The organism is Methylophaga sp. UBA2689, assembly GCA_002354555.1.
Classification (GTDB): domain Bacteria; phylum Pseudomonadota; class Gammaproteobacteria; order Nitrosococcales; family Methylophagaceae; genus Methylophaga.
Genome location: DELT01000083.1, coordinates 1 through 14899 on the forward strand (window position 1 = coordinate 1; position 14899 = coordinate 14899).

General features: G+C 45.3%; 8 protein-coding genes. 4 read left to right on the plus strand and 4 right to left on the minus strand.

Annotated features, from left to right (window positions below):
* The 4 genes from B3M51_RS09830 to B3M51_RS09845 all read left to right on the plus strand — a co-directional run.
* On the plus strand, positions 1-1852 hold a 1852-nt coding region (locus B3M51_RS09830), incomplete at its 5' end, for a hybrid sensor histidine kinase/response regulator (RefSeq protein ID WP_292758743.1).
* Positions 1853-1909: 57 nt separating this feature from the next.
* Positions 1910-4045 carry an EAL domain-containing protein gene (locus tag B3M51_RS09835; RefSeq protein WP_292758746.1) on the plus strand — a complete coding sequence of 712 codons (2136 nt, stop codon included), beginning with the start codon at positions 1910-1912 and terminating at the stop codon, positions 4043-4045.
* Between the two features lie 283 nt (positions 4046-4328).
* Positions 4329-6128, plus strand: a complete 1800-nt coding sequence (locus B3M51_RS09840; RefSeq protein ID WP_292758749.1) for an assimilatory sulfite reductase (NADPH) flavoprotein subunit — start codon at positions 4329-4331, stop codon at positions 6126-6128.
* Positions 6128-7828 carry an NADPH-dependent assimilatory sulfite reductase hemoprotein subunit gene (locus B3M51_RS09845; protein WP_292758752.1) on the plus strand — a complete coding sequence of 567 codons (1701 nt, stop codon included), beginning with the start codon at positions 6128-6130 and terminating at the stop codon, positions 7826-7828. Before B3M51_RS09840 ends, B3M51_RS09845 begins: the two co-directional genes overlap by 1 nt.
* Before the next feature lie 139 nt (positions 7829-7967).
* Here B3M51_RS09845 and ettA read toward each other — a convergent pair whose 3' ends face one another.
* The 4 genes from ettA to B3M51_RS09865 all read right to left on the minus strand — a co-directional run bounded on the left by ettA (position 7968) and on the right by B3M51_RS09865 (position 14886).
* A complete protein-coding gene (gene ettA, locus B3M51_RS09850; protein WP_292758755.1) occupies positions 7968-9626 on the minus strand; it encodes an energy-dependent translational throttle protein EttA in 1659 nt (552 codons plus the stop codon).
* A 121-nt stretch (positions 9627-9747) separates the two neighbouring features.
* Positions 9748-10047, minus strand: coding sequence for a DUF2149 domain-containing protein (locus B3M51_RS09855; RefSeq protein WP_292481905.1), 300 nt, complete (start codon positions 10045-10047; stop codon positions 9748-9750).
* A complete protein-coding gene (locus B3M51_RS09860) occupies positions 10040-10486 on the minus strand; it encodes a MotA/TolQ/ExbB proton channel family protein (RefSeq protein WP_292758758.1) in 447 nt (148 codons plus the stop codon). Before B3M51_RS09860 ends, B3M51_RS09855 begins: the two co-directional genes overlap by 8 nt.
* Positions 10486-14886, minus strand: coding sequence for a cobaltochelatase subunit CobN (locus B3M51_RS09865; protein WP_292758761.1), 4401 nt, complete (start codon positions 14884-14886; stop codon positions 10486-10488). The genes B3M51_RS09860 and B3M51_RS09865 overlap by 1 nt, the downstream gene beginning before the upstream one ends.
* Between the last annotated feature and the right edge of the window lie 13 nt (positions 14887-14899).

A 14899-nucleotide genomic window follows, 5' to 3' on the forward strand; every position in this document is an offset into this window, starting at 1 on the left:
TGATGAGCAATGGACTATGCTCTATGTAAGCGAAGCATTCGAACGTTTAACCGGCTATAACGCTGAAGATGTTATCGGCAACCAGCGGATTGAATTTGCCAATATTATCCATCCAGATGATCGCGAGAAGATGTATGTTGAAACAATAAAAGCAATCGAGCAAAACCAGCCGTTTCAGGTCGAGTATCGAATAATTCATAAAGATGGTGGTATCCGCTGGTTTTGGGAGCAGGGTAGTGGTGTAAGAGATAAAGACGGCAATGTAGCAGCGATTGAAGGCTACATGACCGATATTACGCTGCAAAAAGAAGCAGACGCCAATATTCGGGAGAGTGAAAAACGCTTTCAATTATTATCCAAAGCAACCAACGATGCGATCTGGGACTGGGATCTGCTGACAAACGAACTTTGGTGGAGCGATAGTTTTGCAACCTTGTTTGGCATTGATACCCAATCAAAAAAACCTTCTATTGAAGGCTGGGAAAAACGCATTCATCCTGATGACCGTAATCGAGTCATAAACAATCTTGAGCGAGCAATTGAAACCCAACAGCAGAGCTGGTCTGACAACTATAAGTTTCAACGTCAGGATGGGGACTATGCAGATGTTATCGACCGGGGTTATGTTATTTACAATAACGCTAACGAAGCAATCCGTATGGTTGGCGGTATTACGGATATAACTGATCGTCTTGAAATAGAAGAAAAATTACGGCAATCCCAACGATTGGAAGCCGTTGGTCAATTAACCGGTGGCGTTGCTCACGACTTTAACAATTTGTTGACAGTTATTGTCGGCAATGCCGAAATTATTACTGAGTCACTTGCCAGTGATTCCAAATTACGTGGCCTGTCTGAAATGATCCAGGAAGCAGCAGACCGCGGAGCAGAATTAATTCGCAGCTTACTGGCCTTTTCCCGTAAGCAGGCTCTCGATCCAAAACATATTGATGCCAATCAATTATTAACGAATTTTCAGGGATTACTTAGCCGATCCATTGGGGAGACGATTCAGCTAGAGCTGGCTCTGGAACCTGAGCTCTGGTTGGCGCAAGTTGATCCGGGGCAATTGGAAAATGCGTTGTTGAATCTGGCCATCAATGCACGTGATGCGATGCCATCAGGTGGCAGGTTATTAATTGAAACACTCAATGTTTCACTCTCCGAAGACTATGGTTCCCAACATGATGTTACGCCAGGTGATTATGTGATTATTGGTGTCTCAGATAGCGGGGTGGGCATTGCTCCAGAAAACCTGGATAAAGTGTTTGAACCGTTCTACACCACGAAAAGCAAAGATAAAGGGACTGGCCTGGGGTTGGCGATGGTCTATGGATTTGCTCGTCAGAGCTATGGTCATATAAATGTTTATTCGGAAGTCGGGCAGGGAACCACCATCAGACTCTATTTACCTCGATCACCGGAAGAAGTTGCTACAGCAGAAAACGCTTCTGTATTGCATATTCAGCCACATATTGGCAACGAAACCATACTTGTTGTTGAAGATGATGAATTGGTTCGCAATTATGTTATTTCGCAATTGGAGTTTATGGGATATAAGGTAATCAGTGCATCAAATGGTCTCGAAGCTATGGAGATCATTCAGAGTGATGCAGATATTGACTTATTATTCACTGACGTAGTGATGCCAGGCGGTATGAGTGGAAGAGAGCTGTCGGACAAAGCTCAGCGAATCCGGCCACAATTAAAAGTATTGTTCACTTCTGGCTATACCGAAAACTCTATCGTCCATCATGGTCGGCTGGACCCTGGAGTAATGTTACTGAGCAAGCCGTACAGTCGAGATGAACTAACCACTAAAATCCGAAATTCTTTGCAGAATGAGACATAAATGACAAAGTGTCTGCAAAGTTTATTTTCATTGGATAACCAAGAGTAGTCTGGGACGATGACCGAATTAAAAGTACTTATTCTGGATGACAATAATCTCACTGCAAGAGCGATTGCCAATGTCGCTGAATTTATCGGTCTGTCAGCCAAAATAACCTCCGACTTTCAAAGTTTTCTGGAGCTCATCAATGACTGGAGCCCACAGTATCTGATTATTGATTTGATTATGCCGGATATGGATGGTGTAGAAGTGCTTGGAGAACTGGGCCGTATGCAGATCGATGCCCAGTTAATCATCACCAGTGGCGCCGGCCAGCAACTATTGCATGCTGCTGCACGTTCGGCGGGAGCACATGGACTTAATGTTCTGGGAGTTCTTCCCAAGCCTTTTAATCCAAAAGCTTTCCGAGATTTAATCAACTCTGAATCCATCAACACAGCTGATAACAAATTTGGTCAACAACTGCGTGCTGAAAACCAGGCTAATACCCTTACCGTCAATGAGCTGGAAGAAGCGATTAATGCAGGTGAAATTTATCTGGTATATCAACCAAAAGTGTCTTGTATCAGTGGCACGCTAACTGGCCTGGAAGCTCTTGCTCGGTGGCAACATGCAGAAAAGGGCTTTATTTCCCCGGAAAAATTTATTCCATTAGCCGAACAGAATGATCTTATCGACAAATTAACCTTACAGGTGTTTGAACAGGCATTACCTTTTTTAAATTACCTTCAGGAAGCAGATCCTTCGCTAAAAATCCAGAACAGGGGCTTATTGCTTTCGGTGAATATTTCTGCTGCATCACTCAAGAATCTGGATTTATTCAAACAAATTGAAATGCTTTGTGAAGCCCATAATATCAAACCGGATCAACTGATTCTGGAGTTGACTGAAACTGCCGCAATGGACGATCCGGTGATGTCTCTGGATATTCTGACCAGGTTGAGATTGCGAGGATTCCGTTTATCCATAGATGATTTCGGCACCGGTTTTTCGTCGATGTTGGCCTTGGTTCGTATGCCATTTTCAGAAGTAAAAGTGGATAAAACCTTTGTCATGACCTCTGCGGATTCACGCGAATCAAGACTGGTTATCAAGGCGATTATTGAACTTGCCCACAGTCTGAATATGCAAGTGGCTGCAGAAGGTATCGAAGATAATGCTGCCCTGGATCTGCTGCGTAAAATGGGCTGTGATCAGGCTCAGGGGTATTTTATTGGTCGTCCCATGTTACCTGAGGCTTTTATTGACTGGTCAAAAAACACGTCAAAACATATTGATTTGCAAAGGCTTAAACGCCTGCATGGCCTGGGACTTCTGGATAGTGAACCGGAACATCGTTATGATCGTTTAACCAAACTCTGTACCCGGTTATTCGATGTGGAGATTAGCTTAATTTCACTGATAGACGAAGATCGACAATGGATAAAATCATCACAGGGATTCAGTCAACGGCAAACGGAACGTTCAGTGGCATTTTGTAACCAGACGATTGCTCAGGAAGATATTTTTGTCATTTCCGATACACTGAATGATAAACATTATGCTGAAAATATCATGGTTACCTCAGCACCCTATATACGGTTTTATGCCGGTTGTCCGATTCGTGCCAGTTCCGGAGAGAAGTTGGGCGCTTTATGTTTAAAACACCCTAGCCCAAGGAGCTTTTCGGATAGAGATAAACAATTATTAAAACAATTGACGGAAATGGTCGAAGAGGAAATCGACTATAATCCACTGTTAGATGAGGATAATTTGACCGGCTTAATGAATCGAGAGGCTTTCGAACGCAGAGCACAAAAATTACTGAATATTTTTGTACCGTACCAGGCCAGTATTACTATGTATTACTTTGATGTGAATAATTACAAGCGCATCTCTCATGCTCACGGAATTTCTGCAGGCGATGAAGCCCTTATTCATTTTTCCCGAATATTGACAGAAATCTTTACTGATACTGAGTTAGTGTCTCGATTGGTTGATGACGAGTTTGTCGTTTTAAGTGTGTGTGAGCAATCAGAAAACAGACTGGAACAACTGGCTGAAGCAGTAAAAAATTATAATGCTAATGTCAGCCCGCACCTTAATATTGAATATACTGTTGGTACGGCTTCCAGTCACGCGATGGACAACATCGATTTGCAATCTTTGTATATGTACGCTGATACTGATTTATACGAGCATAAAAGTGACTAGAGCTTGTTGATCTTTTATTTCCGCCTCTGAAATATAAACAGATCTTAAAGCGGTTGAAATATACAGCTACGGACCAATATTAAATATAGTCCATTAATTTTTACCGCTTCACACCAAAACATTCACAATAATTTGCATTAATTTTTCTACAATAATAGTTGTTAGTATCAATTTATATTCATTTTAATTATATTAAAATCAAAACATATAGTTTCTATTTATATAAAGTTTTTGTTATTTTGTGCGGACTCACAGCTCAATTTTTAAGAGACAAACCAACAACATGAATATCAGGTTGCCCAACGCTCCATTAACCGATGAACAATTGCAACAGCTGAATAATTTACTGCAAGGCCTGGAAGGCTGGCAGGTAGATTGGCTGTCAGGCTATTTGTCAGGCTATCGTGCGGCTCAGGGTGGAACAGCTGTTACGGAAGCTGCACCTTCTCTGCCGGATCAAACGATCAAACTTACCGTGCTTTATGGTTCACAAACCGGTAATACCGAAACAGTGGCCGGACAACTAGCCGAAAAAGCTAAAGCCAGTGGTATTGAAGTCAAGTTATGGGATATGGCCGAATACAAACCACGAGAACTGAAGAACGAACAATATCTTGCGGTGTTAACCTCAACTCATGGTGAAGGTGAGCCACCGGATAACGCGATGGATTTATATGAGTTTCTGGGGAGCCGTAAAGCACCAGGATTAAAAGGTTTGAAATTCAGCGTGCTGTCTTTGGGCGATTCCAGCTATGAATATTTCTGTCAGACTGGCAAAGACTTTGATCAGCGTCTGCAAAAACTTGGTGCAACCGCGGTAATTCCGCGCGTTGATTGTGATGTGGATTATGATGATTTGGCGGAAAAATGGATCGCTGAATTTGTTGAGTCACTGACCAGCTCCATGCAAGCCAGTGCTGCACCTCCGTCAGCTTCTGCAGCGATGAGTCAGCTTGAAACCTCCGTTCAATACGATCGTAAACATCCATTTTCTGCACCGTTGCTAGAGAACCAGATACTCAGTGGGCGCGGTTCCAGCAAGGAAGTGCGGCATATTGAAATCTCACTGGAAGGTTCGGGATTGCACTACCAGCCGGGTGATGCCTTAGGTGTTTATCCACAGAATGATCCCGCTCTGGTCTCCATGCTGATTGATGCGCTGGGATTTGATGCTGATGGTCCAGTAGAACTTGATGAACAAACAGAAACCTTAACCAATGCATTGATGCATCATCGTGAAATTACCGTGCTGACCCGACCGTTAGTGGAAAAATGGGCTGAACTGTCCCAGTCGGATGAACTGAATAAGCTGATGGAGAGCAAATCGGCAGTTACCGAATGGATCCGCGGTCGTGATGTGTTGGATTTGGTACAAAGTTACCCATTAACAGACATCGATGCCAACGGCTTTATCAAATTGCTGCGTAAATTGCCGCCAAGGTTATATTCGATCGCATCCAGTCAGGCTGCGGTTGATGAAGAGGTGCATATCACCGTGGCAACAGTACGGTATAACACCCATAACCGTGAGCGAGGCGGGGTAGCCTCAACCTGGTTAGCCGACCGCTTAGCCGAAGATGCAACTATTCCGGTGTATATCGATCCCAATAAAAATTTCAAATTGCCTGCCGATGATGATGCACCAATTATTATGATTGGCCCCGGAACCGGTATTGCCCCATTCAGAAGCTTTATGCAGGAACGTGAAGAACGAGGTGCTCGAGGATCTAATTGGCTGTTCTTTGGCGATCAGCATTTCCTGACTGATTTTCTCTATCAGACCGAGTGGCTGTCCTGGCGTAAATCTGGATTATTAACCCATATGGATGTGGCATTTTCTCGGGATCAGACTGAGAAAATCTATGTGCAGCATCGTATTCGTGAAAAATCCATTGAGATATGGAACTGGTTGCAGGATGGAGCCTATTTATATGTCTGTGGTGATGCCGACAATATGGCACCGGATGTTAATGAAGCTCTGATTGATATTATCAGCCAGCAAGGCAAAAAAAGCCGCGAAGATGCCACTGAATATCTGCGTCAATTGACGCGTGATAAACGCTACCAACGTGATGTGTACTAATGAATACCAAATTACCTGAAGCCGAACAACTCAAACTCGACAGTCGTTACCTGCGTGGCACCATAGCCGAAGGGTTGGATGATGTGGTTACCGGAGCGATTTCCGAAGATGACAACAAGCTGACCAAATTCCATGGCAGTTATATGCAGGATCATCGAGATCTGCGTGATGAACGTCGTCGTCAAAAGCTGGAACCGTTATATTCATTTATGGTTCGACTGCGTATTCCGGGTGGTGTGGTCACCCCGCAACAATGGTTGGGGCTGGATGAGATTGCAGATGATTGCTCGAATGGCACGCTGCGGATAACTACCCGGCAGACCTTTCAATATCATGAAGTATTGAAAAAAGATCTGCGTTCATTAATGCAACAGGTCAATGCATTGATGTTGGACACCAAAGGTGCCTGTGGTGACGTTAATCGTAATGTCGTCACCAACGTCAATCCGCATCAATCATCTGTTCATGCCGAGGTCTATCAGATATCCAAAGCTATCAGCGATCATTTGTGCTGGCAGTCGGGTGCCTATGCTGAAATATGGCTGGGTGAAAAATGTGTCTATCAACCGGGAAAATCTGAAGAGCCGTTTTACGGTGATCGCTATTTACCGCGTAAATTTAAAATCGGTATCGCTATTCCACCTGAAAACGACAGCGATGTATTGGCCAACGATATTGCGTTAATTGCCATTATTGAAAACGACGAGTTAGTTGGATTCAATGTCGCCGTCGGTGGCGGCATGGGTATGACGTACGGTGAAACCGCAACTTTCCCACGCTTAGCCACCATGGCCGGTTTTGTGCCAAAAGACCAGATTGTTAAAGCCTGCGAAACCATTGCTGCCATTCAACGTGACTTTGGTGACCGTAGTGTCAGGGCGCATGCGCGCTTTAAATACACCATTGATGATCATGGTATCGACTGGTTTAACGAGAAATTCACCGAATACCATGGTGAGGCAATGACAGCTGCCAGATCCTTTGAGTTATTACGTAATGGTGATCGTTTTGGCTGGATCCAGGGTGAAGATGGTCAATGGCACCTGACCTTGTATATTTACAGCGGTAGAGTCAAAGATACGGAATCACTGCAATTACGAACAGCACTGCGTGAAATCGCCAAAGTTCATACGGGCGAATTTCGCATGACCTGTAATCAGAACCTGATTATTGCCAATATCAGTCCTGAGCAAAAACCGCTTATTGAACAACTGGTCCAAAAATATCAACTTGATATCGGTGAGAGCCGTCCGGCATTACGCTTAAATGCCATGGCCTGTGTTGCGTTACCTACCTGTGCATTAGCGATGGCTGAATCTGAGCGTTATTTACCTGAATTTCTGAGCAAACTTGAACAGATAATGAGTGATGTGGGCCTGCCGGAAAAACTGATTAATATCCGTATCACCGGCTGTCCGAATGGCTGCGCCAGACCTTACTTGGGTGAAATTGCGTTAACCGGTAAAGCGATAGGACGCTATAACCTGAATCTGGGGGCAGATTTCAGTGGTCAGCGACTAAATCGTCTGTATCTGGAAAATGTGGATGAAACCACCATTCTGAATACGTTGAAACCAATGATTGAACAGTTTGCTGCAGAACGTGAGCAAGATGAGCATTTTGGTGATTTTCTGATCCGTGTCGGTATCCTCGGTCCTGAACGTACACCTGAGATGATGCATAAGCCTTTAAAAGATTAAAGTTAACCACAGAGACACAGAGTACACAGAGAAATTAAATAAGTTTTTTACATGGGTAGGTCGGGTTAGCGTAGCGTAACCCGACAAGATCCGTTTTAAACCTCTGTGCCCTCTGTGTCTCTGTGGTTAAGAACGCAAACTAATTCATCCGGCGGTATTTGATACGTTCCGGCTGATGATCTTTGCCATAACGCTTGAGGTAATCTTCTGCATATTCGCTGTAGTTACCTTCAAAGAATACCACGCTGGAATCGCCTTCATAAGCAATCATATGGGTACATACCCGATCTAAAAACCAGCGATCATGCGAAATGACTACGGCTGAACCCGGGAACGCCAAGATGGCTTCTTCCAATGCCCGTAATGTTTCCACATCCAGATCATTGGTTGGTTCGTCGAGTAATAAAACGTTGCCGCCTTCTTTAAGCAGTTTGGCCATATGCAGACGATTACGCTCACCACCGGATAAATCCTTCACATACTTCTGCTGATCTGACCCTTTAAAGTTAAAGCGTCCACAGTAGGCACGAGAAGGGGTCTGATAATTTCCGACAGTAATCATATCGGCACCATCAGCAATTTCTTCAAATACCGTTTTTTTGCCATCCAGTTCGCGGGCCTGATTTACATAAGCCAGTTGCACAGTACTGCCGATTTCGATTTCACCGGAATCAGCTTTTTCTTCGCCGGTAATCATGCGGAACAAAGTAGATTTACCCGCACCGTTAGGGCCGATGATGCCAACAATTGCACCGGGGGGAATCGTCAGACTGAGATCTTCGAACAACAGTTTGTCGCCATAGGATTTAGTGACGTTATGCAGTTCAATGACCTTATCACCCAAACGTGGACCAGGTGGAATATAGATTTCCTGGGTTTCATTACGTTTTTGAAATTCTTTTGAATTCATTTCTTCAAACTGTTTCAAACGCGCTTTGGATTTTGCCTGACGACCTTTGGCTCCCTGGCGCACCCATTCAAGCTCAGCCTGAATGGCTTTATTGTGAGAGGCTTCCTGTTTGGATTCCTGGGCCAGACGTTGATCTTTCTGTTCCAGCCAGGAAGAGTAATTGCCTTCATAAGGAATACCACGACCACGATCCAGCTCAAGAATCCAGCCTGCGGCATTATCCAGAAAATAACGGTCATGGGTAATCGCCACCACGGTGCCGGGGTATTCCTGCAGAAAACGTTCAATCCAGGCAATCGATTCAGCATCCAGATGGTTAGTCGGCTCATCAAGCAATAACATATCCGGATGATCGAGTAATAAACGACATAACGCAACGCGACGACGCTCACCACCGGATAACACAGCAACTTTGGCATCCCAGGGTGGCAGGCGTAACGCATCAGCTGCCCGTTCCAGGGCATTGTCCAGATTATGTCCATCTTTGGCAGTGATCAGGTTTTCCAGTTCGCCCTGTTTTTTGGCTAATGCATCAAAGTCGGCATCCGGTTCGGCGTAAGCTGCATAAATCGCATCCAGTTCATCCAATGCGGCTTTAACATCAGAAACTGATTCTTCAACGATTTCCCGAACCGTTTTGCTGTCATCCAGTTCAGGTTCCTGAGGTAAATAACCGACTTTCATATTCGGCATTGGTCTGGCTTCGCCAATATAATCTTTATCTTCACCCGCCATAATGCGGAGCAGGGTAGATTTACCTGAGCCATTCAAACCTAATACACCGATTTTGGCGCCAGGGAAAAAGGATAGAGAAATATCTTTTAAAATTTCGCGTTTGGGTGGGACGATTTTGCCAACGCGGTTCATGCTGTATACGTATTGAGCCATTTTAAAATCCAATAAAAACAGGAGTTCAGTAGAAGCGGTGATTCTACCTGAAATTGCTTTTGGATTCGCGGGCTGGGCGAAAATCTTTTACTTAAGGTTTGACGATCGTTCGACTCGAAAATCACTCGTCAATTAAAATCAGCTTACCGGTTTGTGGATCTCGATATACCTGACCAACAGCTTCGTAACCACTGCCATCCTGCATCTGTTGTTGCATATTGTCGGGCATTTTTGGCAGTTCTTTACCGAGAGTGATTTCCTGCGGCTGAACTTCAAAGTGATCCTGTAAATCAGTGCTGAACGCCACCAGTGCAGCGATTAAACCACAGGCAAATACCAGCACAATATCAATCAGATTGGCCAATGGACCTAACGGATCTTCATCAGTATCGAGAAATGAACTGCGCCGCCATTTATCCATTTTGCTGTTCCAACAGCGTAAGTGCAGCATCGTACCAACGCCGACGCATTCGGCCAATGACAAAACCAATCATACCAGCCAATAAGCCAATCACTGTGGTATCAAACGCCACTGTCATTGCCGTTGTCAGTATGCTTAGTTGTCCTTCGCCTAATGCGGCAAGTCCCGGACCCAATGGAATCAAGGTGCCCATCAAACCGAGCATTGGTGCCAGTCTGGTAATAAAATCGGCCCGTTCTATCCTGCGTTTGCCCAAAGCCATCAACGAATCACTGTCTGCCTGACGAGATAAGCGGGCAATTCCCCAAAAACGCTCGCCAATGGCAATCCCTGTTTCATATACGGCTAACCCAACAAAAAATAATAAGGCCCAAACCACCGGGGTTAATAATAGTCCGGTCAGCTGGTGCATCAATTCCAATGAAAAATGCGGATACATTACATAGCTCCTTTACGACCGCGCCATAATCCTGCGGCAACGATTACTGATAATGCCAGCAACGTCCACAACCAAAGCATTTTGCTATCGGTGGAGCTGGTTGCTGTAGTGTCCTCAGCAGTTTGATTACTATTCTTGATTTGCTGGCTATCCTGCTGATTCAATTGCAATTCTTGTATATGACTTGGAGAGGAAGCCGTTTCTAAGGTTTGCATTCGGCTTCGCGCCAGAACAGCTTCTAATGCTTCAGCTGTGTCCGTATCAAGCTGTGATTTCACAAAATCATACATTGGATGATTGGCGTGAGTATGACCGCTGCCAGGAATGCCTTTTTCAATAATATTGGCAGCAAACTGCTCGGCCAATTGTTTTTGCGTCTGCAGGTCAGGATCCCAGAATCCTTTATCAATGGCGACCAGCATTACTGCCAGGATATTGGTTTGCACGTGTTGCTTATGACCATCACTTAGAAACGAATCCAGTTCCAACTGCAGACTGTCATCCACATATACGGCTTTCACTTCTTCCCAGACCTGATCGGTAATGATCTCGGGACTGGTCACCTGCCAACCCCAAAGATATTCAATAAACTCACTGCCCATGGTGCGGGCACCTGCATAACCTTCGTTCATTAACGGCTTAATCCATTGTGGATTCAGATAACGGGCTCGCAGCTCCACCAGGAGGGCTTGTGGCAGATTATCGATCCGTAGATTATCGTCGTTACTGTGATTAATCACCGCACTTCCAGGTTGCTGGCCACTGACTGTTTCCACCGCCAGATTAAAACCACCCAGATAATCAAATGCATCATTATTATCCATCAGGCCATACAGGTTACTGGCACGTCCCAGAAAGGTCTGTGATACTCCGGCAAGTTGCTGTTTGAACAAGTCCGGTTGCGATTCACCCTGCAGACCACTGCCATAAGCATGTGCCATACGTTTGATAAATACATCCGCCAGTTCACTACGATCTTCCCAGGCAGAAGATCGCTCTACCAGACGATTAATTCCGGCACCATAAGAACCCGGGGCAATACCAAACACCCGCAGACTGGTCTGTCGACCTAGTTGAGCCGGATCGATATCCGGTTGTTGGGCCAGCCGTTGTCTGGTTTCATTAACCCAATTGGCGGCCACCAGATTTTTATCCAGCGCTTCATCGCCACCTTGTTGCCATTCACCTAAAGGCTGCAAAGCAGCGTTAAGGGCGACTGCCAGAGCAGGATAATTACGGATAATCAGATCATGACTGGCATCCAGGGCCAATAAGCTGGCTTTATCAAGCAACACCAGATGTTCGCCATATAAATCCCTGAATAGACCTGAGGTAGTAAACAGCACATCCAGCCGCTGCGGTTGCTCCTCATTTAGAGGCAGACGCTCGAGACCTTTGATAATGCCTCGGCTATTCCATATGGGGCGTACTCCCAACAGTTTCATACCAAACGCAATCATCGCACCTTCATCCCGCACCGAATCAGAGGCCCATAAAATCACGCCTTGTTTATTGCGATCGCCAACTTCATGACCTTCAATATTGCCTTTTTCGCCGGACAATACAGGTGCAGCTAGTTGCTGACCAATATCAAAACCCACACGGGTAGGCAGCAAACTGCCATCCAACGCATAAAAATTACGTCCAGTGGGCAGGGCATCCGGCGTGCGGATGGGATCATTGCCTTTCCCTGGAGAGATAAAACGACCATTCAAACCATTTAAAAGCGCTTCAATCTCAGCAGCTGGAGATATTTGCAATTTTTGATAGATATCTTTGCGTTGATCCTCGCTGTAATCTGTGTTGTCCAGAATTGAGTTCATCATGGTATCGAGTCCATCCGCGGACCAATTGCGGCCAAATACATGCAGTCCAAGCGGCATAAAGGTCTCCTGAAAGTTGGTTAGATAATGACCGACTTCATGCAGCAGAAAATCATCATCAATTTCATCGAAACCGGCACCACGAACTTGCAGCTCCTCATCCATGCTGGCAATTAATTCATCACGCAGCCCCATGGTTTCGATTTGTTCACGCAGGCTGCGAATAGCCCGATCCCGTGTGGCTTTATCTGAAGCCGCTTCGGCGCTTTCAATCAATTGACGTAATTGCAGCAAATCATCATATAGTTCAGTCACGGCAAGCGGGGGAGTCAAATGATCAATGATAACTGCCTGCCCGCGACGTTTGGCCTGTATGCCTTCACCAACGCCATCGACTATATAGGGATAAAGTCCAGGCACATCACCGGCAATAATAGCGGGGTAATCATCTTCGCCCAGACCTACACTGCGTTTGGGTAAAAACTCATAGGTGGAATGTCGACCGACATGCACCATGGCATCGGCGTTAAATATCGACTGAATATAGTGATAAAACGCCAGATATTGATGCGGCGGTGGAAAGGACATATTGGCATGCAACAGTTCTTCATGGATCTCCCAACCGCGAGGCGGTTGAGGGCCAATAAACACATTGCCAAATTGCACGCCGGGAATCAGTAATTGATTATCCCAGACCATCACCTTGCCTGGGATGTCACCCCAGCCACGAATACCTTCGATCTGCATTTCCAATAATGCATCATGTAATGATTCGCTATGTTGCCAGTCTGGTTGATGGCCTTGTGCAGCAGAGTCGATGATCTGCTGATAATCCTGTTCCAGCTGGGTTAATAAATTCAATGCCCGACTGCGGCCGGGATGACGCAAACCATCCAGCGCATGATGAATATCCGTAGAGGTCTGCTGCATAAATGCTGACAGTAACTGCAGTTGAGACTGACGAACGGTTACATTTTCCAATGCCAGAGCCTGCTTAATAGCATCACGCATACGCTGCTGTAATGCTGCCAGAGGCCCATCAATCATTTCAGCCTGAACCGTGGCCGGTAACTGCTTGAACCAGCGTTGATAATCATCCGCTGTCATGGTGTTGGCGACCTTGGACATCGCAGATAAAGCTTGTGCGTCTTCAGGTAAATTCACCCCTTGAAGTTGTAGCAAATCAAGCAAAGCCTCAGCATCTTTGGGCAGTTCACCGGTCTGATAACCTGCGTTTTTCAGAGAATTCAATATTTCCAGCAGACTTTCAGGCACATTCAGATTGTCCGCACCGATATTATGTCTGCCGGGGGGATGGTTGTAATACACAATGGCGACACGCTTATCAGCATTCTCTTTTTGTTGCAGATCCAGCCAGCGTTGCATACGCTTCGCATGACGGGTTATTTGTTTAGTAATAGGCAGGCTTTGAGTCAGCTGAGCCCCTGTTTGTTGGTCAATCTTTGCAGGCTCAGTTAACGCCAGAATCTGTGGCTGACTGACACCTTGTAACTCCGGCATGGCAATTCGGTAATGAATGGAATCGCGAGGAATACCCTGTGAAGATAAGGCATAATCCGCCTCACTCAATTCGTTAAGACGAATGCCTTTTAAAACCGGAACATTAAGCTCAGTAAATAGTTGTTCAACCGTCTCACGGCCATCACCGCCACCCATCACAAAGTCTTGTAAAGAAACGATTCCCCATGGTGTGTTTGGCAAAGACTTACTCATGACATTTTTGATGGTCTGAACAGCTGCAACACTGGGTTCACCCCATGCAGCCAGCACCGAAACGCACTGACTGTTCAGGGCCTGACAATACTGTTGATGCAGTTTCCATTCACCCGTCAGATCGCCGGTATCATGATCGACCAACCAGACCACAGGCCGTGAGGCATCCAGTTGTGTCACTAGTTCATCAGAGCTTAACCAGTGAGTTTTATCGTCGTTATGCAAAGCAAAACGTAAAGCCCCAACCGGTTGTAATTCGGCTTTTTTATTGCCTTCTGTGAGCAACATGTCCAGCAGACTGCGTGAATTTTCTGTCGAACGGTTAACCCAGTAAGCACGAGCCTGTAACCAGTTAGCATACTCGGGATATTGGGCCTGTTTGGCCTCCAACAAAGTTGTAGTGCTTAGTGAAGCTTTATCACTCACTATATAATTAGGAATGGATTGTGTAACTGGGTCGCTATTTAAGGCGATAAGTCGCTGGTCACTATGTAAAACATAACGCTTTTGATCACTGTTATATTGACGAGCCAGTAAACGTTCAATCGGATCGCCAAATACGCCAACCACTAATAAGCTTTCACTGTTATCAATTAATTGCTGTAAGTCAGCATCGTCCAAAGCATTAAGCTGACTGACCGTGCGTATTTGAATATTTGCATCGGGATTTTGCTGTAATAATTGATGTGCACCAGAGACCAATGTCGGGGCCGAACGATCTGACACAATAACCGTTACGTGATGCTCACTGGCATACGCACTTGAAGTTAACAGCGAAAACAACAGGGCAAACAGATAAACGGTTCTGTAAAGAGGTAATCGATAATTAAAAATATAAGACATCAGACATCCTGCC

Bases quoted from the DNA above. Each gene is read 5' to 3' on its own strand.
- ettA (WP_292758755.1), bottom strand. From the start codon at position 9,626: ATGGCTCAATACGTATACAGCATGAACCGCGTTGGCAAAATCGTCCCA.
- B3M51_RS09845 (WP_292758752.1), top strand. From the start codon at position 6,128: ATGAATACCAAATTACCTGAAGCCGAACAACTCAAACTCGACAGTCGT.
- B3M51_RS09865 (WP_292758761.1), bottom strand. From the start codon at position 14,886: ATGTCTTATATTTTTAATTATCGATTACCTCTTTACAGAACCGTTTAT.
- B3M51_RS09860 (WP_292758758.1), bottom strand. From the start codon at position 10,486: ATGTATCCGCATTTTTCATTGGAATTGATGCACCAGCTGACCGGACTA.
- B3M51_RS09840 (WP_292758749.1), top strand. From the start codon at position 4,329: ATGAATATCAGGTTGCCCAACGCTCCATTAACCGATGAACAATTGCAA.
- B3M51_RS09835 (WP_292758746.1), top strand. From the start codon at position 1,910: ATGACCGAATTAAAAGTACTTATTCTGGATGACAATAATCTCACTGCA.
- B3M51_RS09855 (WP_292481905.1), bottom strand. From the start codon at position 10,047: ATGGATAAATGGCGGCGCAGTTCATTTCTCGATACTGATGAAGATCCG.